18 protein-coding genes are annotated in these 19,831 nt (G+C 61.6%); 14 read left to right on the forward strand and 4 right to left on the reverse strand.

The window, feature by feature from the left end:
- Positions 1-52 precede the first annotated feature (52 nt).
- The 4 genes from C8N42_RS12110 (at position 53) to C8N42_RS12120 (ending at position 3,901) form a co-directional block, all read left to right on the forward strand.
- On the forward strand, positions 53-649 hold the full coding sequence (locus C8N42_RS12110) for a MarR family winged helix-turn-helix transcriptional regulator (protein WP_107816830.1): 597 nt from the start codon (positions 53-55) through the stop codon (positions 647-649).
- Between the two features lie 45 nt (positions 650-694).
- Positions 695-3,280: an ATP-dependent helicase gene (locus tag C8N42_RS12115; protein ID WP_107816831.1), complete on the forward strand. Its 2,586-nt coding sequence runs from the start codon at positions 695-697 to the stop codon at positions 3,278-3,280.
- 87 nt (positions 3,281-3,367) lie between these two features.
- Complete coding sequence (locus tag C8N42_RS21625) at positions 3,368-3,544, forward strand: hypothetical protein (protein WP_170109291.1); 177 nt, start codon at positions 3,368-3,370, stop codon at positions 3,542-3,544.
- Positions 3,545-3,625: 81 nt separating this feature from the next.
- Positions 3,626-3,901 carry a hypothetical protein gene (locus tag C8N42_RS12120; protein ID WP_107816832.1) on the forward strand — a complete coding sequence of 92 codons (276 nt, stop codon included), beginning with the start codon at positions 3,626-3,628 and terminating at the stop codon, positions 3,899-3,901.
- 454 nt (positions 3,902-4,355) lie between these two features.
- On the opposite strand, the gene C8N42_RS12125 is transcribed toward C8N42_RS12120, so the two are convergent.
- A complete protein-coding gene (locus C8N42_RS12125) occupies positions 4,356-4,571 on the reverse strand; it encodes a DUF1127 domain-containing protein (protein ID WP_107816833.1) in 216 nt (71 codons plus the stop codon).
- Between the two features lie 344 nt (positions 4,572-4,915).
- Between C8N42_RS12125 and C8N42_RS12130 the strand changes: the two genes are divergently transcribed.
- The 9 genes from C8N42_RS12130 (at position 4,916) to murD (ending at position 15,803) form a co-directional block, all read left to right on the forward strand.
- Positions 4,916-6,001: an Mrp/NBP35 family ATP-binding protein gene (locus C8N42_RS12130; RefSeq protein WP_107816834.1), complete on the forward strand. Its 1,086-nt coding sequence runs from the start codon at positions 4,916-4,918 to the stop codon at positions 5,999-6,001.
- Between the two features lie 697 nt (positions 6,002-6,698).
- Positions 6,699-7,190, forward strand: coding sequence for a division/cell wall cluster transcriptional repressor MraZ (mraZ, locus tag C8N42_RS12135; protein WP_342747971.1), 492 nt, complete (start codon positions 6,699-6,701; stop codon positions 7,188-7,190).
- A 1-nt stretch (position 7,191) separates the two neighbouring features.
- Positions 7,192-8,181, forward strand: a complete 990-nt coding sequence (rsmH, locus tag C8N42_RS12140) for a 16S rRNA (cytosine(1402)-N(4))-methyltransferase RsmH (protein WP_107816836.1) — start codon at positions 7,192-7,194, stop codon at positions 8,179-8,181.
- Positions 8,182-8,196: 15 nt separating this feature from the next.
- Positions 8,197-8,553 (forward strand): cell division protein FtsL, encoded by a 357-nt coding sequence (gene ftsL / locus C8N42_RS12145; protein ID WP_107816837.1) that lies wholly within the window; start codon positions 8,197-8,199, stop codon positions 8,551-8,553.
- Positions 8,550-10,352: a peptidoglycan D,D-transpeptidase FtsI family protein gene (locus tag C8N42_RS12150; protein WP_107816838.1), complete on the forward strand. Its 1,803-nt coding sequence runs from the start codon at positions 8,550-8,552 to the stop codon at positions 10,350-10,352. The genes ftsL and C8N42_RS12150 overlap by 4 nt, the downstream gene beginning before the upstream one ends.
- A gap of 14 nt (positions 10,353-10,366) precedes the next feature.
- Entirely contained in the window at positions 10,367-11,839 is a 1,473-nt protein-coding gene (locus tag C8N42_RS12155; RefSeq protein WP_107816839.1) for a UDP-N-acetylmuramoyl-L-alanyl-D-glutamate--2,6-diaminopimelate ligase, read from the forward strand.
- Positions 11,839-13,242: a UDP-N-acetylmuramoyl-tripeptide--D-alanyl-D-alanine ligase gene (locus C8N42_RS12160; RefSeq protein WP_107816840.1), complete on the forward strand. Its 1,404-nt coding sequence runs from the start codon at positions 11,839-11,841 to the stop codon at positions 13,240-13,242. The genes C8N42_RS12155 and C8N42_RS12160 overlap by 1 nt, the downstream gene beginning before the upstream one ends.
- Positions 13,243-13,251: 9 nt before the next feature.
- Positions 13,252-14,334 (forward strand): phospho-N-acetylmuramoyl-pentapeptide-transferase, encoded by a 1,083-nt coding sequence (gene mraY, locus C8N42_RS12165; protein ID WP_107816841.1) that lies wholly within the window; start codon positions 13,252-13,254, stop codon positions 14,332-14,334.
- 74 nt (positions 14,335-14,408) lie between these two features.
- Complete coding sequence (murD, locus tag C8N42_RS12170; protein WP_107816842.1) at positions 14,409-15,803, forward strand: UDP-N-acetylmuramoyl-L-alanine--D-glutamate ligase; 1,395 nt, start codon at positions 14,409-14,411, stop codon at positions 15,801-15,803.
- A gap of 6 nt (positions 15,804-15,809) precedes the next feature.
- Here murD and C8N42_RS12175 read toward each other — a convergent pair whose 3' ends face one another.
- Positions 15,810-17,198, reverse strand: coding sequence for an SLC13 family permease (locus tag C8N42_RS12175; protein ID WP_107816843.1), 1,389 nt, complete (start codon positions 17,196-17,198; stop codon positions 15,810-15,812).
- A 100-nt stretch (positions 17,199-17,298) separates the two neighbouring features.
- Here C8N42_RS12175 and C8N42_RS12180 point away from each other — a divergent pair, with 100 nt between their 5' ends.
- Complete coding sequence (locus C8N42_RS12180) at positions 17,299-18,093, forward strand: AraC family transcriptional regulator (protein WP_107816844.1); 795 nt, start codon at positions 17,299-17,301, stop codon at positions 18,091-18,093.
- A gap of 48 nt (positions 18,094-18,141) precedes the next feature.
- On the opposite strand, the gene C8N42_RS12185 is transcribed toward C8N42_RS12180, so the two are convergent.
- Together C8N42_RS12185 and C8N42_RS12190 are read right to left on the reverse strand one after the other, a co-directional pair.
- Entirely contained in the window at positions 18,142-18,654 is a 513-nt protein-coding gene (locus C8N42_RS12185; protein ID WP_107816845.1) for a hypothetical protein, read from the reverse strand.
- Positions 18,655-18,762: 108 nt separating this feature from the next.
- Positions 18,763-19,695: an L-lactate dehydrogenase gene (locus C8N42_RS12190; RefSeq protein ID WP_107816846.1), complete on the reverse strand. Its 933-nt coding sequence runs from the start codon at positions 19,693-19,695 to the stop codon at positions 18,763-18,765.
- Between the last annotated feature and the right edge of the window lie 136 nt (positions 19,696-19,831).

A 19,831-nucleotide genomic window follows, 5' to 3' on the forward strand; every position in this document is an offset into this window, starting at 1 on the left:
TGTGACTATCATGTATTTGACATTCACACATGGTTATGCGACGTGACCTTTCATGAGCACGGATGACACCCTTTCCCAGACTTCCCCCGACCCGCGTGTCCGCGCGGGCGTGCCGGATTTTCTGCACGACGAGGGCTTTTCCGATGCGGCCATCGAGGCGTTGCTGGCGCTCGATCTGTCACTCTTCCAATGGCGACGCATGGCGGAGAAGGGCGAATTCAAGGGCAAGGTGCTTGAGGGGACGAGCGAAAAACTCGAACCCGCGATTCTTCAGGGTCTCTTGTCGATCGCGCAGATTTCCGCCGGTCTCGGGCGCGATGTGGCGGAGCCGCCGACCATCGGTATGGTGGCAGAGGTCATGGCGGTCGATCCGTCGCGCGCCTCGCGCATCGTCTCCGAACTGGTGTCGCGCGGCTATGTCACCCGGCAGGCGGTGCAGGAGGACGCGCGCAAATCCGTTCTGGTCATGACACCGAAAGCGCGCGCCTTTCTGCGGGATTTCACCCTGTCGAAATGGCGGCTGTTCTCTCAGGCTTTTCTCGGCTGGTCCGGGGAGGAGATCGCGACATTCTCCGATCTCTTCGGGCGTTATGTTTCCGGCCTTCTGACCGCCGTGTCCGCGCCCGCAGGCGATGATGAGAACAATTGAAGAACGCGCTTTTCCTCGCCGGCGTCCTTCTGTATTCTTTCCCTCATGAGCAGTTTCAACGAAGACGACGCCTTCGAGGCGGCGGTAAGCCGCCCCTCCCTGTCCCAACTCGCGATGCAAGGCGCACGCGAGGCAGCTTTTGGTGCGCCCAAGAGTACTAAGTATCTGGATGATTTGAATCCTGCGCAACGTGAAGCTGTGGAGGCACTTGAGGGGCCGGTCCTTATCCTTGCTGGAGCGGGTACCGGGAAAACCAAGACGCTGATGGCACGCGTTGCGCATCTGATTACAACGGACAGCGCACGTGAAAATGAAATCCTTGCTGTGACCTTTACCAACAAGGCGGCGAAGGAGATGCAGGATCGGCTCAGACGGACTCCATTTAGTTTGAATGAGCCCGTTCGCTGGATGGGAACTTTTCACTCAATCAGCGCGAAACTCCTGCGTCGCCATGCGGAGCTTGTGGGGCTCAAGTCCAATTTCACCATTCTCGACACGGACGACACGATCCGTTTGCTGAAACAACTGATCTCGGCGGCGGGCATCGACGAGAAACGCTGGCCCGCGCGACAACTCGCCGGCATGATCGACAGTTGGAAGAACCGGGCCCTCACGCCCTCTGCCGTGTCCGGCGGAGAGGGGAGTGAATTCAATGGCATGGGTGTCAAACTTTATGCGCAGTACCAGGAGCGTTTGCTGACGCTCAACGCCGTCGATTTCGGCGATCTGCTGCTGCATATGGTGGTGATTTTCCAGAAACACCCGGATCTTCTGGCGCAGTATCAGCGTTGGTTCAAATACATCCTCGTCGACGAGTATCAGGACACGAACGTCGCGCAATATCTCTGGCTGCGACTTCTCGCTGGCGGGCACAAGAATATCTGTTGCGTCGGCGATGACGATCAGTCGATCTACGGCTGGCGCGGTGCCGAGGTGGGCAATATCCTGCGGTTCGAAAAGGATTTTCCGGGGGCGAAGGTCGTTCGTCTGGAACAGAACTATCGTTCCACTCCGCACATTCTCGCCGCCGCCTCTTCGGTGATCGCGGGGAACAAGGACCGTCTCGGCAAGGAGCTTTGGACCTCCGAGACCGAGGGTGAAAAGGTCCGGCTCATCGGACATTGGGATGGCGAGGAAGAGGCGCGCTGGGTCGGCGAAGAGATCGAGGCGCTGCATGGTGGGACGCGCGCGCGGCTGCGCAAATATTCCCTCGACGACATCGCCATTCTCGTGCGCGCCTCGCATCAGATGCGCGCTTTTGAGGACCGTTTCCTCTCCATCGGTCTGCCCTACCGCGTGATCGGTGGGCCGCGGTTCTATGAGCGGATGGAGATCCGCGACGCCATGGCCTATTTCCGCATCGTCACCCAGCTGGAGGACGATCTGGCCTTTGAGCGCATCATCAACACGCCGAAACGCGGCGTGGGTGACAAGGCGCTGCAAGACATCCAGATCACCGCGCGCAGCAATGGCGTCTCGCTGCTCGAAGGGGCGAAGATCGCGGTGGACGAGGGGCTTTTGAAAGGCAAGGCCAGGTCCGGGGTGGCGCAGCTCATCGCCGATATTGAGCGCTGGTCTTCTCTGAATGGGCCGCGAATTCGGTATGCCGTTGAAGAGGACGATGAGCCATTCGAAGAAGACGTGTTGTTTGAGGATGAGCGCACGTCGGATGATGAATTGAGCGTGTTCGAAGATATTGGTTACTTTGGCGAGAGAGCGCGTCCTGCCCGCCCCAAACTCGAAGAAGAAGACGCGCTGGTCGAGGATGTCGCCTATGACCCCGCCGAGATCGGTCATATCGAACTGGCCGAGAAAATTCTCGACGAGTCCGGCTATACCGCCATGTGGCAGAATGACAAGAGCCCTGAGGCGCCGGGACGGTTGGAGAACCTCAAGGAACTGATCAAGGCGCTGGAACAATTCGACAATCTCGCAGGGTTCCTCGAACATGTCGCGCTGATCATGGACAATGACAGCGGCGAGGACGGCGAGAAGGTCACGATCATGACGCTGCACGGCGCCAAGGGGCTCGAATTCCCGGTTGTGTTCCTGCCCGGCTGGGAGGAGGGGCTGTTTCCCTCGCAGCGTTCGATGGATGAGAACGGCACCAAGGGCTTGGAGGAGGAGCGGCGGCTGGCTTACGTCGGCATCACGCGCGCCGAGGAACTGTGCACCATTTCCTTCGCCGCCAATCGCCGGGTTTATGGACAGTGGCAATCGCAGCTCGCCTCGCGTTTCATCGACGAATTGCCGGTGGATCATGTGGATGTGGAGACGCCTTCGGGGCTCTACGGCGGCCAGCGCAGTCCGGCGACGTCTTACGAGGCCAGCCCTTCGACCTCTTTCGAGCAGCGGGCCTCCAAGGCCGATGTCTACAATTCGCCGGGGTGGAAGCGCATGCAGGACCGGGCGCAACGCGCCGGTTCCCCGCGCAGCCCAGTGACGATTGACATGAAGGCCAATGCGTCTTTCACCCTTGGCGACCGGGTGTTTCACAAGAAATTCGGCTATGGCGAGGTGATGGAGATCGAGGGCGACAAGCTCGCCATCGAATTCGATCGCGCCGGGACGAAGAAACTTGTGGCAGGATTCGTGGTGCCTGCCGATCAGGCGGGGGATGTGCCGTTTTGAGACGTTTCCTGTGTCGGAATTCAGCCTGTTGATCCCAGGTTAATCTTTGCCACTTAAAATAGCGCCATATCAAAGAGATGAGGCGCCATGATCATCACCATCGAAGCTCTCGACAGTCAGTTCGCGGCAGCGACCGGTTCGAACGTGAATTCGGGATCAGGCACCTCGCAATTCGACCATCCGCCGACCTCGACAAACGCGTTGATCATCGAATCGCAACCGGGCGCTTTAGCTGTTGGAAAACCACGAATTGATCGCCTGTGAGGGAGTGGTTTGCGAAAGCCTTTACCTAGGGCAGGTGGCGCGCGTTGTTCTGGGAGGAGGGAGGCCCATCCTCCGGGCGGTGTGGATGCGGGGTCGGCTGAGAGCTTTCCCGATCTGTTCATGGGGCGTCTGGCACAGAGCCCGGCCCGGCCTTTTCTGACCTCGAAACAGGGCAGTGCATTGATCCGCCTGATTTCCGGCGCACCGGCGCGTGAGCGGGTGATGTTGCTGCGTCCGGGGCAAAAGGATGCTCGGCCTTACCGTTTCGACCCGATGAAATATGTCGGGGCGCCCGGGCTCGTGGGATTGCCAGCGTTTGAGCGGGTGTTGGAGCGGGCTGCCCGATCTCATGCCTGAACGGTTGGAACCTCAGGGGCGCTCCGCATGGTGGAACAGTCTCCCTTTCATGCGATGAAATTTGAACGATAACGAGGAATGACAAAAAGCAAGACACCCGCGCCCAGGGAGGAGGAGGGGCGCGGGTGTCTCTTGGTATCGGGCCCCAAGGGAGGAGGAGAGGACCCGTATTCTGAAAAAGAAATGCGGCGGTGCCAGGGAGGAGGAAGGCACCGCCGCCTTCAGTCACGGCCCCTCAGGGAGGAGGAGAGAGAGACCGATCTCTTGTGGGCTTTCGCCCGGTATAGGTGCGACGATGCAGGGAGGAGGTCGCATCGCCGCTCTGGTCTTCAGAGCCAAGGGAGGAGGAGAGGCCCCGAATTCCGATATCTGTTGCGGCAGCCCCAGGGAGGAGGAGGGGACTGCCGCAGGTATCAGGGCCCAGGGAGGAGGAGAGGGCCGTGATGTCTATTCTTTATTGGCCGTAAGCGGCCTCGTAAGCCACGGCCCGGATTGACGCGCGGGACATTCCGAGGTCGGCGAGTTCGCGGTCCTTCAGGCCCGACAACTCAAGCACGGTCTCACGATAAACCCGATAACGCGCGAAACGTTCCGCGAGGGATTTGAACAGCCCGCCGAAAGAGGCGGAGGACGCCGGAGCGGCACTGCGAATGTCGTTTGCGTAAGCCATAAGACTTTCAACCTTAGATGTGCGTGCGGGATAGCCCGCGGTTTGCGCCGCCGTGTCCTGTCCTCACTGGCATTTCGCCAACGTCTCGCTTCGGAGACAAACCGCTTTGGAGCGATCAAGGGTGCAAGCCTCGGCTGCTTTCGTTGAATTCAATATCGGGGAATTGCTGCGAATGCACAATCCGCCCTGTCGGCATTGCCGCTATGCAGAAAATGCATGACCAATGCTGACCTATTTTTCGTGTCGGAGAGCGCATATCAGGCCTTTGGCTTCAAACCGCTGTGGAAATAGGGCAGCAAAGGGCCTATTTCGGAGAGGACCGGAAGTGGCGGAAAGGAAAGCATATGTCCGCGGATCAAGACAGGATTATGACGGCGCTCAAGGGCGTGCAACTGCCGGATGGCTCGTCGCTGGTGGAGCGCGACCTTGTTCGGGCGCTGAGCGTCAGGGACGGCGTGGTCAGCTTCGTGATCGAGGCTCCGGATGCGGCGATGGCGCAGGCCATGGGCGGGGTCGAGGTGGCGGCGCGTGCCAAACTCGAATCGCTGCCCGGCGTGACAAAGGTCTCCATCGTGACCACGGCGCATGGACCTGCGGCGAAACCTGCCGTACCCGCCGGAGAGCCGCCGAGCCTGAAGATCGGGCGCCATCCGACCCCGCAACAGGGCAAACAGGGCGTGCCGGGGGTCCGGCACATCATCGCCATCGCTTCGGGCAAGGGCGGGGTGGGGAAATCCACCGTCTCTGCCAACCTCGCTGTGGCGCTCGCGCGTCAGGGTCGCAAGGTCGGGCTTCTGGATGCCGATATCTACGGTCCGTCGCAGCCGCGCATGATGGGCATCAACAAACGCCCGGCCTCTCCGGATGGTCAAACCATCGAGCCGCTTCATGCCCATGGTGTGACGCTGATGTCCATCGGGTTCATGATCCCGGACGGCGAGGCTGTCGTCTGGCGCGGGCCGATGTTGATGGGGGCGATGCAGCAGATGCTAGGACAGGTGGCATGGGGGGAGCTGGATGTTTTGCTGATCGACATGCCGCCGGGCACCGGTGACGTGCAGCTCACGCTGGGCCAGAAAACCGAACTCACGGGCGCGCTGGTGGTCTCGACGCCACAGGACGTGGCGCTGATCGACGCGCGGCGCGGGATTTCCATGTTCGAAAAGCTGAACGTGCCAGTGTTGGGCTTGATCGAGAATATGTCGACCTATGTCTGTCCGAACTGCGGGCATGAGGAACATATCTTCGGTCATGGTGGGGTTGCGGAAGAGGCCGCTAAACTCGATGTGCCGCTTCTGGCCGAACTGCCACTGGCGCTCGAAGCGCGTCTGGCGGGTGACAGAGGAGTGCCGGTCGCGGCCACGGACAGCCCGCTTGCCGAGCCTTACAGAAAACTTGCCGAGCGTCTGGTGCAACTCGGGCTGGCCTGACGGCTGTGATGGACGGCTGTGATGGACGGTGTGAGTGAACAGGGGCCTATCGGGCCCCTTTTGCTTGTCTGGTGTTGAGGCTGTGGTCGCTCTGAGCTCGATCTTGGGATGGGACTTCATGGAACTTCTGGGAATTCATGGTCGATGCAATCAAAACGAATCACTTTTCTGTGGATAACTCTGTGGGTTTGTGGAGAAGTCTGTGAGTTCTGTGGATTTCTTGAGTTTTCGCAGGGAAAACCTGTGGGAAAGTATTCTCTCTAAATATGGTTATTTTAGGGTAGTATTTATCTATATATGCTCTCATTTTTGTGAGTGGCGCTTCTATACTTAGATGCGCCCTGTCTTGAAAAGCAAGATCTGGGGGCTGTGGAGAAAAAATCCGTTGATTACCATGAATTCCCGTGTCATCTTCAATTCACGCGATGAGACGGGAATGAGCGGCGCATCCAAGACCGCGAATAAAGACCCATAAGTCAGGTTCATACAGGCACCCAGACTCATCGGAACAAAGAGATCCGGCGCGCGAGCGAGCAGACATCCCCCCAGGTGGCGCGCGCAGTCCGGACAGCCCGTAACATCGGGACGAGGGCGGCGGATTGAGCGGTGGCAGCAGCTCATTCCGCCGTTTCGCTTAAAAGGCCCCGCGCAACTGATGTGGGGTAGGGACAGGTAAAGGAGCGCCCCGGTGGTCGGGATGTTTATCGGCGAACACACCTTCAAGGTGGATGGAAAGGGACGCGTGTCGATCCCCGCCGATTTTCGTCGCGAACTGGAGCTTGGCGATCCGCTGGCCACCGAGACCGGTCGTCCCCGCATGGTCATCGTCTACGGTCATGACAAACAGAAACAACTGATCGTGCACACCTATGAGGGTTACCGGACACTGGCCGCCGACATCGCGCGCCTGCCGCGTGGCTCGGAAAAGCGCAAGATCATGGAGCGCATGATCCTCAACCGTGCCCGCCCGACCGAAGTGGACAATGATGGCCGTCTGGTGTTGCCGCAGCCGTTGCGTGACAAGATCGGCCTCGACGGCACGGCCTATTTCGCCGGCATGGGTGAAACTTTCGAGATCTGGAAGCCGGAGACTCATGAAGCGGTCGATGCGATGATCTCCGAGAAGTGGCTGGAAGAGCAGGGCGAGGATTTCGATCCGCTAAGCCTTCTGGACGATCTGGAGGTCTGAGATGACCTCCGATGAGAAAAAGCCGCATATCCCCGTCCTTCTGAACCCGCTTCTGCGTGAATGCGCGCCCATCGCGGGGCGCTGGCTCGATGGTACTTTTGGGGCGGGGGGCTATACCAAGGGCCTTATCGCAGAGGGCGCGGAGCACGTTATCGGCGTCGATCGTGACCCTCTGGCGCATGAAATGGCCGCTAAATGGATCAACGAGCCGCCTTACACAGGCAAGATTGACCTCGTTCTGGGCACTTTCGGCGAGATGGACCAATATGCGACGGGTCTCGACGGTGTGGTGCTCGATCTCGGCGTGTCCTCGATGCAGCTCGACCAGCCTGAGCGCGGGTTTTCCTTCATGAAGGACGGGCCGCTCGACATGCGCATGTCCCAGGACGGGCCGACGGCGGCGGATTTCGTCAACACGGCTTCGGAGGCGGAAATCGCCGAAGTGCTGTTCCACTACGGTGAGGAAAAGCAGTCCCGCAAGATCGCCCGCGCCATCGTCAAGGACCGCGAGACCACGCCGTTTACCACAACGCTGCAACTCGCGAACCTCATCGAGCGCCTCCTGCCGCGCAAGAAACCCGGTCAGAGCCATCCGGCGACCCGCAGCTTTCAGGCCATTCGCATCGCGGTGAACGACGAATTCGGACAGCTCATCGAGGGGCTGGAAGCCGCCGAACGGGCACTCAGACCCGGCGGGCAACTGGCGGTGGTGAGCTTTCACTCTCTGGAGGACCGGGTGGTCAAACGCTTCTTTCAGGAAAGGGCCTCGACGGGCGGTGGCGGCTCGCGCTATGCTCCTGAACAAGAGGTGAAAACACCCGGTTTCGAGCAGCTTTCCAAAGCCATCGGTCCCGACGCGGACGAGCTTGAGTTGAACCCGCGTGCGCGCTCTGCGCGGCTGCGGGTCGGTCGGCGTACCGCAGCCCCGGCAAAGCCGGTGGACCGTGCGGCGATGGGCCTGCCGAAACCCGTTTTAAGGTCGGTATCGTGAGGCAAGAGTAAAGAGATGCGTGGGCTTTATCTGATATTGGCAGGATTGGTGGTCATGGCGCTCGGCGTCTGGGCCTATCAGGAAAATTACGCGACCCAGCATGTTCTGCGCGAGGTCAGCCAGATTCAGCGTGAAATCGGGCACCAGCGCGAAGAGCTGGCCGTGCTCAAGGCCGAATGGGCCTATCTCAACCGCCCCGAGCGTCTGCGTGATTTGGCGGAAATCAATTTCGACCGTCTCGGGCTTTTGCCGTTCCAGCCGGAGCAATTCGGACGTGTCGACCAGATCGCCTTCCCGCAGAAAGAAGACCTGATTTTGGATCTGTCCGACGCCGTTGACGTGGTCGGCTCTCTGGAGGCCATCGAGCCATGAGCATCCGCACCCCGCTTCGCCCGCTTGCCCGTGTTCTTGCCGCTCGCTCGCGAGGCGAAAACCCCGATGCCATCGAGCGCGAGAACCTGCGCCTGCGCCACGAGGAAATGCGCGATCGCTCGCGGCTCCGGGCCGAGGGGCGGCTTCTGGTTCTGGGCCTGTGTTTCGTGTCTGCTTTCGTCGTCGTGGGTGCCCGCATGGGGCAGGTGGCCGCCACAGTCCCCGAAGAGCCGCGCGCGGAGGCCTCCGGCACACCGATCCTCGCGCAACGTGCCGACATCGTCGACCGCAATGGCCGCATCCTTGCGACCAACCGCGTAACCAATTCTCTCTACGCCCAGCCGCAGGAAATGATCGACCCGGTCCATGCCGCCGAAGAACTGGTGCGCATCTTTCCCGATCTCGACCGCGAGCGTCTGATCCGCGATTTCACCGGCAAGCGCAAGTTCCTATGGATCAAGAAAAAAATCGCCCCCGAACAACAGCAGGCCGTGCATGACATCGGTGAGCCGGGTCTGTTGTTCGGTCCGCGCGAGGAACGGCTTTACCCCAATGGCAAGCTGGCCGCGCATGTATTGGGCGGCACCAAATTTGGCCGCGAAGGTGTGATGAGCGCCGAGATCGTCGGGCAGGCCGGGATCGAGAAACAGATGGACGCCTATCTGCGCGATCCCGCGAATGGCGATCAGCCGCTCCAGCTTTCGATCGACCTGACGGTGCAGAGTACGGTGCGCGAAGTGCTCGACGGTGGCATGCGGATGCTCGGCGCAAAGGGTGCGGCGGCGGTGATGATGGACATTCACACCGGCGAGATCATTTCGCTTGTCTCCCTGCCGGATTTCGATCCGAACTCGCGCCCGGAATTCTTCGAGGGCAAGGACCCGAGCGCCAACCCGCGTTTCAATCGTGCGGTGCAGGGCGTTTATGAGCTGGGCTCGACCTTCAAGATTTTTGCCGCCGCCCAAGCGATGGAGCTTGGCCTCGCAACGCCAGAGACGCAAATCCCCGCCACCCCGCCATTCCGCTGGGGCAAGTTTCGGATCGGCGAATTCGAAGGCCACAATTACGGGCCTTTCCTGTCGCTCAAGGGGATGATCATGAAATCCTCCAACGTCGCGACGGCCCATGTCGCGCAACAGATCGGCGTGGAGCGACAACAGGCCTTCCTCAAATCCCTCGGCTTTTTCGAACCGACCGCCGTGGAGCTGTCCGAAGCGCCCTCCGGTAAGCCTTTGTTGCCGGCGCACTGGTCCGAGCTGTCGACGCTGACCATCGGCTATGGCCACGGGCTCTCGGCCTCGCCGCTGCATCTGGCGACGGCCTATTCCTCGCTGTTGAATGGCGGCACAAAGGTGACGCCGACGCTGCTGAAACACGAAGGTTATGTCGCAAAGGGAGAGCGTATCGTGCGCGAGGACGTCTCCGCCGCCGCCCGCGACATGCTGCGTGCCGTGGTGGCCGATCCGGCGGGCACGGCCTCCTTTGCCGAAGTGCCCGGCTACCGCATCGGCGGCAAGACCGGCACCGCCGACAAGCCGAAACCGACGGGCGGCTATTACGAGGACAAGACGATCAACACGTTCGCTGCCGTCTATCCGGTGGACGATCCGAAATACGTGCTGATCGTAACGCTGGATGAGGCGGTGGAGACCTCCGGGCCGAAACCGCGCCGCACGGCCGGCTGGACCGCCGTTCCGGTGGCGGGCGAAGTCATTCGTCGCACCGCGCCGCTCATGGGGCTGCGTCCCGAGATTGAAACCCCCTCGCAAGCTGGGCTAACACTGACCGCGACGCATTAGAGAAAGGCGCGGGCATGATGAAATCTCTTTCGGAACTCGGATTGACCGCACAGGGCGGGCGTGAGGCGCAGATCACCGGCCTCTCCGTCGACAGTCGCCGGGTGCAGGACGGGCATCTTTTCGCCGCTCTCCCCGGTGCGCGGGCGCATGGGGCGGAGTTTCTGCCTATGGCCCTCTCGATGGGCGCGCGCGCGGTTCTGACCGACCCGGAAGGCGCCCGTATCGCCGCCGGTGCGATTGCCGAATACGATCCGGCCTTGGTTGTGGTCGAAGATCCGCGTCAGGCGCTGGCCTATGCCGCCGCGCTCTATTACGGTGCGCAGCCCGAGGTGATGGTGGCGGTGACCGGCACCAATGGCAAGACTTCGGTTGCGACTTTCACCCGACAGATATGGCAGCTTCTGGGGGCGCGTGCGATCAATGTCGGCACCACCGGCGTTGAGGGCGACTGGCAGGCCCCGAGCCCGCACACCACGCCGGAACCGATCACGCTGCACCGGATGCTATCCGAGGCCGAGCACGCCGGTGTCACCCATGGCGCGATGGAAGCAAGCTCTCACGGTCTGGCGCAACGCCGCCTAGATGGTGTGCGCCTCTCCGCTGCCGCTTTTACCAATTTCACCCAGGATCATCTGGACTATCACGCCACGTTTGATGCCTATTTTTCCGCCAAGGCCGGGCTCTTTACCCGCGTTCTGCCGGAAGACGGCGTGGCCGTGGTCAATATCGACGACGCCAAGGGTATGGAGATCGAGGGGCTTTGCGCCGAGCGCGGCATCGACGTGATGCGGGTCGGGCGTTCGGATGCCGCCGATCTGCGCATCATCGGCCAGCGGTTCGATGCGACGGGGCAGGATCTGCGCGTCGATTTCGTCGGCAATATCTACCAGATCCGCCTCGATCTCATCGGCGGGTTTCAGGCCGAAAACGTCATGGCTGCCGCCGGGCTTGTCATGGCTTGTGGCGCGGACCCGGAGGAGGTCTTTTCCTGCCTGCCCGAACTGACCGGCGTGCGGGGCCGGATGCAACATGCCGCCACCCGTGACAATGGCGCGGCGGTGTTTGTCGATTATGCCCACACGCCCGATGCGGTGTCGACCGCGATCAAGGCGCTGCGCCCCCATGTCATGGGCCGGATCATCGCCATTGTCGGTGCGGGCGGGGATCGCGACAAGACCAAACGCCCGCTGATGGGCAAGGCTGCCGCCGAGAACGCCGATCTGGTGATCGTGACGGATGACAACCCGCGTTCCGAGGACCCGGCCTCGATCCGGGCCGAAGTTCTTGCGGGCGCGCCCGAGGCGATGGAGGTCGGTGACCGCGCCGAGGCGATTCTGCGCGGCGTCGATGCGCTGCAACCGGGCGATGCTTTGCTGATTTGTGGCAAGGGGCACGAGAGCGGTCAGACCGTGGGGGATACGGTCTTCCCCTTTGACGATGTGGAGCAGGCCTCTCTGGCGGTCTCCGCACTGGACGGCGCGCTGTGATGGCGCTCTGGACTTCGGATGAGGCGGCGCAAGCCACGGGTGGTCGCGCGACGCAAGCCTTTGAGATCACGGGCGTGTCCATCGACACGCGGACGATTCGACCCGGTGATTTGTTTGTGGCGCTCAAGGATGTGCGGGACGGGCACGAGTTCGTGGCGCAGGCTTTGGACAAGGGCGCTGTGGCGGCTCTGGTGTCGCGCATCCCCGAGGGGATCGCGGAAGATGCGCCGCTCCTGATTGTGGACGATGTACTTCCGGCGCTCGAACGGCTTGGCGCGGCGGCGCGCGCACGGGTTCAGGGCAAGGTGATCGGTGTCACCGGCTCCGTCGGCAAGACTTCGACCAAGGAAATGCTCCGTGCGATCTTGTCGGGGCAGGGCAAGACCCATGCGGCGGAAGCCAGTTACAACAACCACTGGGGTGTGCCTTTGACGCTGGCGCGCATGCCCGCCGATACGGAATTTGCCGTCATTGAAATCGGCATGAACCACCCCGGAGAGATCGCGCCGCTCGCCCGCCTTACCCGCCCCGATGTGGCGATGATCACCACGGTCGCCCCCGCCCATATGGCGGCTTTTGAGAGCCTTGAGGGCATCGCGCGCGAAAAAGCCGATATTTTCAAAGGCCTCGTGCCGGGTGGGGTTGCGGTGTTCAACGGCGATCTGGATGTCAGCGATATTTTGGGTGTCGCCTGGGATGGCAACACGCTCCGCTTTGGCGAGGACGAGGCCTGCGCCGCGCGGCTCACCTCCGTCGAGCTTTCCGATGGCGCGACACAGGGCAGTGCGGTGATCGACACGACACATCTGGATTTCCGGCTCTCCACCGCCGGGCGGCATTTCGCGGCCAATGCCGTGGGTTGCCTCGCCGTGGCTTATGCACTGGGGCTCGATCTCGAAAAAGCCGCCGCCGATCTGGTGCTCTGGGCGCCGCCCGAGGGGCGCGGCGCGCGTGAAGAGGTACGGCTTGCGGTCGGTGCGCCGGTGGAACTGATTGACGATGCGTTCAACGCCAATCCGACGTCCATGGCCGCGGCCCTCGAAGTGCTCGCCAAGGCCGAACCGCATGATACCGGACGCCGGATCGCCATTCTGGGCGATATGCTGGAGCTCGGGCAAAAGGAACGCGCCATTCACGAGGGACTCGCAGCGCTGCCGTGGTTTGCCACCGTCGATGCGGTGCATTGCGTCGGCCCCTTGATGCACGCGCTTTACGATGTGCTGCCGGAGGTCCGGCGCGGCATCTGGTTCAAGACCGCGAAAGAGGCGATCCCGGCGCTGCAAACCCTCGTCGGTCCCGGCGATGTCGTGCTTGTGAAAGGCTCGAAAGGATCGAAGGTCAGCCTTCTGGTTGACGCGCTGCGCGAATTGGGACAAGTGCCGCAGCAAAGAGACGAAAGGTGAGTTGAGCGTATGTTGTATTGGATTTCGGGCCTCTCGGACGGGGGCGACCTGTTCAACCTGTTTCGCTACATCACCATGCGATCTGGCGGGGCGTTCTTCACGGCGCTGATTTTCGCGATGTTCTTCGGGCGTCCGCTGATCAACCTGTTGCGTCGCCGTCAGGGCAAGGGCCAGCCGATCCGCGATGACGGCCCGGAGACGCATTTCGCGAAGGCGGGAACGCCGACCATGGGGGGCTTGCTGATCCTTACGGCTTTGCTGGTCTCGACGTTCTTGTGGGCGCGGCTCGACAACCCCTATGTCTGGATCGTGATGTTCGTGACCTTCGGCTATGGTCTGATCGGGTTCGCCGATGACTATGCCAAGGTGTCGAAGGCCAACACCAAGGGCGTTCCGGGCAAGGTGCGTCTGGCGCTTGGTTTCCTGATCGCCTTCATCGCTGCGGTCTGGTCCACCATGGTGCACCCGGACGAATTGCAATTCCAACTGGCGCTGCCGGTGTTCAAGGATCTGCTGATCAACCTGTGGTGGTTCTTCATCCCCTTCGCAATGATCGTTATCGTGGGCGCGGCCAATGCGGTGAACCTCACCGACGGGCTCGACGGTTTGGCGATCATGCCGGTGATGATCGCCGCTGGCACTCTGGGCGCGATCGCCTATGTGGTGGGCCGCGTCGACTTCACCGAGTATCTCGGCCTGCATTACGTGCCGGGGACGGGGGAAATTCTTGTGTTTACTGCCGCTTTGATCGGCGGCGGGCTCGGGTTCCTGTGGTTCAACGCGCCGCCTGCCGCCGTGTTCATGGGCGACACCGGGTCTCTGGCGCTTGGCGGGTCTCTCGGCGCGATTGCCGTTGCGACGAAACACGAGATCGTGCTGGCAATTGTCGGCGGGCTGTTTGTGGTTGAGGCCTTGTCGGTGATTATTCAGGTGGCTTATTTCAAGCGTACCGGAAAACGCGTGTTCTTGATGGCGCCGATCCATCACCATTATGAGAAAAAGGGCTGGTCGGAACCGACCATCGTGATCCGGTTCTGGATCATCTCACTGGTGCTGGCGCTGATCGGTCTGGCGACGCTGAAACTGCGGTAAGCCACGCGAAGGAACAGAGGGGGCCACGGCCCCCTTTTTTTGAGTATTTGAACCAAGAAGAAGGATAGGGCGCGATGATCCCTGTGCTCGGATACGAAGGTAAGAAAGTAGCCGTTCTGGGCCTTGGGCGCTCCGGTCTGGCGACAGCACGCGCGCTGGAGGCCGGTGGGGCAGAGGCGCTGTGCTGGGACGACTCGATCGAGGCGCGGGAGCGGGCGGAAGCCGAGGGGTTTGTCATTCATGATCTGCATAAAGCGGCTGCCTTTGAGGGCGTGTCCTGCCTCGTCGTCTCCCCCGGCATTCCGCATCTTTATCCCGAGCCGAACAAGGTGATCGCGCTGGCTTGGGACGTGGGCGTGCCGGTCGACAATGACATTGGGCTGTTCTTTCGCTCGCTGGGGCAGGGCGAGTGGATGGAGCATGATACACCGCCGCGCGTCATCGCCGTGACCGGATCGAACGGCAAGTCCACCACTTCGGCGCTCATTCACCACATTTTCGAGGAAAACGGCACGCCCTGTCAGTTGGCGGGCAACATCGGGCGCGGGGTTCTCGACATCGAGCCGCCGGAAGATGGCGAAGTGATCGTGCTGGAACTGTCCTCTTATCAGACCGATCTGGCCCGTGCGCTGACGCCCGATGTGGCGGTGTTCACCAATCTCTCGCCCGACCATCTTGACCGTCACGGCGGCATGGGCGGCTATTTCGCGGCCAAGCGGCGGCTGTTTGCAGAGGGCGGGCCGGATCGCGCGGTGATCGGGGTCGATGAGAAGGAAGGCCGGTATCTGGCGAACCAGATGGTCGAAGACCCGGAGGACATGCGGCTCATTCGGGTGTCTTCGGGCCAGAAGCTTGGCGGTCCCGGCTGGAACGTCTTCGCGCGCAAGGGTTTCCTGTCCGAGTATCGCAAGGGCAAGCAGACCGCCTCCATTGACCTGCGCGAGATGGACGGCTTGCCCGGCGCGCACAACCATCAGAACGCCTGTGCCGCCTATGCCGCCGCAAGGGCGCTGAACCTGTCTCCGAAGGGCATCGAGGCGGCACTCCGGAGTTTCAAGGGTCTGCCGCATCGCTCGCAGCTTGTGCGGGAATTGAACGGTGTGCGTTATGTGAACGACTCGAAGGCGACCAATGTGGATGCCGCTGCCAAGGCGCTTCAGGCTTTTCCGCGCATCCGCTGGATCGCCGGCGGGCTTGGCAAGGAGGGCGGGATCGAGGCCTTACAGCCCTTCCTCGGGGCGGTCTCGAAAGCCTATCTCATTGGTTTCTCGGCCCGCGATTTCGCGCTGCAAATCGGCGACACGCCCTATGAGATTTGCGAAACCATGGACGTGGCCGTGGCCAAAGCGGCGGCAGAGGCGGAAGAGGGCGAGACCGTCTTGCTCGCCCCCGCCGCGGCCTCTTTCGATCAGTTCCCGAATTTCGAGAAACGCGGAGAGGCTTTTGCGGCTGAGGTCGAAAAACTCTGAGGCGGATCAAATCCAGCCCAGAGCCACCCACCACAGGTAATCGAGCGGGATGAAGACCAAAAAGGTCAGCGCCGCCAAGGACAGTGTCATCTTCATCAGGTGGCGCGTGCTTTCGCCGGCAAGCCCCATGGCGACAATCAGCGGCCCGACCTGATAAGGGAAGATCACGGTTGAAAACCCGATGACCTGGGTCATCAAAACGCTCTCAAGCGAAAATCCGGTGGCCTGCGACAGTTCCTCCGCCAAGGGTGTCAGGACGGCGGGGACACCCGGCATCGTGGTGAACACCGAGGTTAGCGCACCGAGGGCTGACAGCGAGTAGAAGTTCTGGAAATCATGGCCGACGGACAGCGGTAGAACACCGACAACCTGATGCGCGATGATGGTACCGAGGCCTGAGCTGTTGACCACCGCCCCCAAGGCCAGCGCCCCCGCGACGAACATCAGCATGCCGAAATCGACCGCGCCTTTGAACACTGGCGGAGGCACGAGGCCGAGGCGCGGGATCAGGAGCACCAGCGTGGTGGCCAACCCGATCCATGCGGCGTTGATATGGTGCAACTGGTCGGTGGCCCAGAAGCCGATGGTGGCCAGAAGGATCACCATCAGGATCATCTGCTTGCGCGACGACGTTGGCGTATCCTTGGTGACTTCGGTGGGTTTCGGCGCCACCGAGGCCGGAAAGAAATAGAGCGTCAGAAGAACCAAAGCGATGGATTTCAACACGCCCAGAACCGGGTAATGCAGCAGCAGGTAATCGGCATAGGAAAACTCCATTCCGAAGATTTTATCGGCCATACCCGAAAGCACGATGTTCGGGATGTTCGAGGGCAGGATCGCAAAACTCGGCATGTTGGTGCCGAATGCGATGATCACGGCGACACCGATGCGCCCCTTGGAGCCTTTCTCAAGTCCGAGCATATCGGAAAGCGCCATGCCCACGGGTACCAGAACGGCGGAGCGGCCCAAGGAGGAAGGCATGACGAAGCCCAAGGCCATGCCGATCACCATCAGCCCGCCGATCAGCATCGGATAGCTTTTCGACAGATGCGGTCGGGCGACCTCGCCGATCTTGGCGCCAAGGCCGGAATGGGTGATCGCAGCCCCGATGACAAAGCCCGCGATGATCAGCCACATCGCGGTGGAGGTGAAGCCGGAGAAGACCACATCGGGCGCGGCAAGCCCCGGCAACAAAAGTGCGGTAAAGAAGAACAGCGAGGCGAGATAGCCCGGCACGAGCCCTGTGGCCCAAAGCCCCAGCGTCACAAGCACAATGGCGAAGATCAGCGCCTGATTGGCGGCGAATATTCCCGGCACGGTGAGAGCGATCGCAAGCGCGATCAGGGTGATGACCGTGATGACGGCCTCTCTGAAGTAGGTTCGGAAATAGGTCATGAGCAGTCCTGAATATCGAATACGTCAGGCCCGCGCTGGCGGCGGGCGCGCTTTGCATAAAGATGTAGGAAAAATGTCGGATATGCGGTAGAGCGACATTATGCCAAAACATATCGAATATCAGCCAAACCCGGATGAGGCCCCCTCCGGCGAGGGTTTCGATCTCACGCCCGGTCGTCCGGTGATCGCGAAGATCGCCCGTCTGGACAGTGGTTTTGCCGTTGAACCGCACGCCCATCCCCGCGCCCAGCTTGCCATGTGTTACGATGGGGTCATGCGGATGCAGGCGGGGAAGGACGTCTGGATCGTGCCACATAAACACGCGATCTGGATCCCCGGCGGGGTAGAGCATCAGCTCACCACCCAGACGCCGCTTCTGGGGCATCACCTCTATGTCGCGCCGAAATTCGCGACCCGCCCGAACCTGCCGCAAAACTGTACCGTTGTGCGCACAACGCCTTTGCTGCGCGGTGTGGTGACGCGGATGACCGAGGGCGGATTGACGACGGCGGAGACGCGGCGGCTGGCCTGGGTGGCTCTGGACGAAATCGGACGGCTGAAACCGGCGGCCATGCACTTGCCGGGCGGGCGCGATCCGCGTCTGGCGGCGGCCATGGGCATCTTCCTGCGCCACCCGCAAGAGCGTCGGGGACTGGCGGAGATCGCCCATGAGGTCGGCACGTCTGAGAGGACCTTGGCGCGGCTTTTCGTGACGGAAACCGGCAAAAGTTTTCGCGACTGGCGCGCCCGGCGACGGATTTTGTTTGCTTTGGAACGATTGGAGCAGGGCGAAAGCAGTACCGATCTTGCGGCGCATTTGGGCTATTCCAGCCCCTCGGCATTTATTGCGGCGTTCAAACGCGATCTGGGCGCACCGCCTTCCGCGTTCCGGTGAAGGTGCGCGGAAACGCTCCCCTGCCGGAAACGCGTAAAGCCGGGGAGGTTATTGCGAGGCCTCGACTACCCCGCCGGGCGAAACGAAACGACCGGTTTCCGACCAGACATAGGCGGCATAACAGGGCTCGGCGGTCACGTCACAATTTGCGCCATGTTCCGGCAACAGAAGGACCGGCCGGTTCGCGCGGCCCTGCGGGGTGACGATCAGTGTGGCATAAGCCAGAAATTCAAACCGGCTATAGCCGCCATCGGGTTGCGAGACGAAGAGGTGGACATAGCTCCCGCCCGTTCCACCGTTGAACATCGTAGCGGAACTGGAACAGGAAAACCGCCATTCCTCGACAATCGGATCGGTGATGCCGTCACCGTTGAAGTCGGTGGTGCGGCTGATGGCTTCCGCGGGGGCGTCGAATGCGCCGTTCTCAAACCCGGTGCAGCGGGCGCGCAGCGTTTCGACGAAATCCGAATAAGTGTCGGAGAATGTCGCCGGGGTCTGGGCTGAAAGTGGGGCAGCGGCGAGGCCAGCCAGGAGCATCGCCGGAAAAAGACGTTTCTTCATGAAATTTGCCTTTCGAAAGCAGTTTTAACAAGGGAGTGACGCGGCAGTCGTCAGGCGGTGTTGGGGCTCACCGCACATCTGATTGCAACACGCCTGTCACACCAGCGCTCAATACTCCAACGCATCCAGCGTCGTCTTCAACAATCTCGCAGACGCCCCCAGTGCCTCGTGCTCGCCGTCGTCCAGTTCCGGAAACAGGTCGGAGACCACGCCCTGTCCGCCGACGATGCGGGGAATGGATAGGGCCACGTCGCTGACCCCTTCGACTTTCGGCGTCACGATGGAGACCGACAGGACGGTTTGCTCGTCACGGGCGATGGCGCGCACAAGGCGTTCCAGCCCCGCGCCGATGCCGTACCAGGTCGCGCCTTTGCCATTGATGATCGTATAGGCGGCGTTGCGCACGCCGTCGTCGATCCGCGCCTTCACCCCTTCGGTCAGAGGCACGCGCATCTGGGCGGCGAAATCCTTGACCGACAGCGTTCCCGCCCGTGCAGAGGACCAGCACAGCACCTCGCTGTCGCCATGTTCGCCAAGCACATAAGCATGAACCGAGCGCGGTGAGACGCCGAGGTGTTCGCCGATCAGGTGGCGAAAGCGTGCGGTGTCGAGGATCGTGCCCGAGCCGATCACGCGCTCAGGCGGCAGGCCGGAGAGCCGCGTGGCGATCTGGGTCATGATGTCGACCGGATTGGTTGCCACGAGCAGGATCGCATCAGGGGCGGCGTCGAGAACCTTGCCGATGATCTGGCGGAACACCTCGGCGTTGCGGGTGAGAAGCTCAAGCCGGCTCTCGCCCGGTTTCTGTCCGACGCCCGCGGCCAGGATCACCACGCCCGCGCCCTTGAGATCGCCGTAATCCCCCGCCATGACCACGCTGGAGGAGGCGAAGGGGACGGCATGGGCGATGTCCTCGGCCTGCGCGCGGGCGAGGGCGGTGTTGTAATCGACGAAGACGATCTTGCTCGCGGTGCCTTTCAGGGCGATGGCATAGCCTGCGGCGGAGCCGACCATGCCCGCGCCGACGATCCCGATTTTCATGTGCGATCTCCGTGGTTGCAGGGAAAGGGAATGGAGTTAGCGCCACCATGCGCAGATTCCCTTGAACGATCAATGACGGTAATCAATTCACGATTTTGCATGAGAGGTGCGGTTTTGGGCAAAACCCCGCTTTCCT

The organism is Celeribacter persicus (genome assembly GCF_003050785.1).
GTDB lineage: Bacteria > Pseudomonadota > Alphaproteobacteria > Rhodobacterales > Rhodobacteraceae > Celeribacter > Celeribacter persicus.

Bases quoted from the DNA above. Each gene is read 5' to 3' on its own strand.
- C8N42_RS12110 (WP_107816830.1), top strand. From the start codon at position 53: ATGAGCACGGATGACACCCTTTCCCAGACTTCCCCCGACCCGCGTGTC.
- C8N42_RS12115 (WP_107816831.1), top strand. From the start codon at position 695: ATGAGCAGTTTCAACGAAGACGACGCCTTCGAGGCGGCGGTAAGCCGC.
- C8N42_RS21625 (WP_170109291.1), top strand. From the start codon at position 3,368: ATGATCATCACCATCGAAGCTCTCGACAGTCAGTTCGCGGCAGCGACC.
- C8N42_RS12125 (WP_107816833.1), bottom strand. From the start codon at position 4,571: ATGGCTTACGCAAACGACATTCGCAGTGCCGCTCCGGCGTCCTCCGCC.
- C8N42_RS12130 (WP_107816834.1), top strand. From the start codon at position 4,916: ATGTCCGCGGATCAAGACAGGATTATGACGGCGCTCAAGGGCGTGCAA.
- mraZ (WP_342747971.1), top strand. From the start codon at position 6,699: ATGTTTATCGGCGAACACACCTTCAAGGTGGATGGAAAGGGACGCGTG.
- rsmH (WP_107816836.1), top strand. From the start codon at position 7,192: ATGACCTCCGATGAGAAAAAGCCGCATATCCCCGTCCTTCTGAACCCG.
- ftsL (WP_107816837.1), top strand. From the start codon at position 8,197: ATGCGTGGGCTTTATCTGATATTGGCAGGATTGGTGGTCATGGCGCTC.
- C8N42_RS12150 (WP_107816838.1), top strand. From the start codon at position 8,550: ATGAGCATCCGCACCCCGCTTCGCCCGCTTGCCCGTGTTCTTGCCGCT.
- C8N42_RS12155 (WP_107816839.1), top strand. From the start codon at position 10,367: ATGATGAAATCTCTTTCGGAACTCGGATTGACCGCACAGGGCGGGCGT.
- C8N42_RS12160 (WP_107816840.1), top strand. From the start codon at position 11,839: ATGGCGCTCTGGACTTCGGATGAGGCGGCGCAAGCCACGGGTGGTCGC.
- mraY (WP_107816841.1), top strand. From the start codon at position 13,252: ATGTTGTATTGGATTTCGGGCCTCTCGGACGGGGGCGACCTGTTCAAC.
- murD (WP_107816842.1), top strand. From the start codon at position 14,409: ATGATCCCTGTGCTCGGATACGAAGGTAAGAAAGTAGCCGTTCTGGGC.
- C8N42_RS12175 (WP_107816843.1), bottom strand. From the start codon at position 17,198: ATGACCTATTTCCGAACCTACTTCAGAGAGGCCGTCATCACGGTCATC.
- C8N42_RS12180 (WP_107816844.1), top strand. From the start codon at position 17,299: ATGCCAAAACATATCGAATATCAGCCAAACCCGGATGAGGCCCCCTCC.
- C8N42_RS12185 (WP_107816845.1), bottom strand. From the start codon at position 18,654: ATGAAGAAACGTCTTTTTCCGGCGATGCTCCTGGCTGGCCTCGCCGCT.
- C8N42_RS12190 (WP_107816846.1), bottom strand. From the start codon at position 19,695: ATGAAAATCGGGATCGTCGGCGCGGGCATGGTCGGCTCCGCCGCAGGC.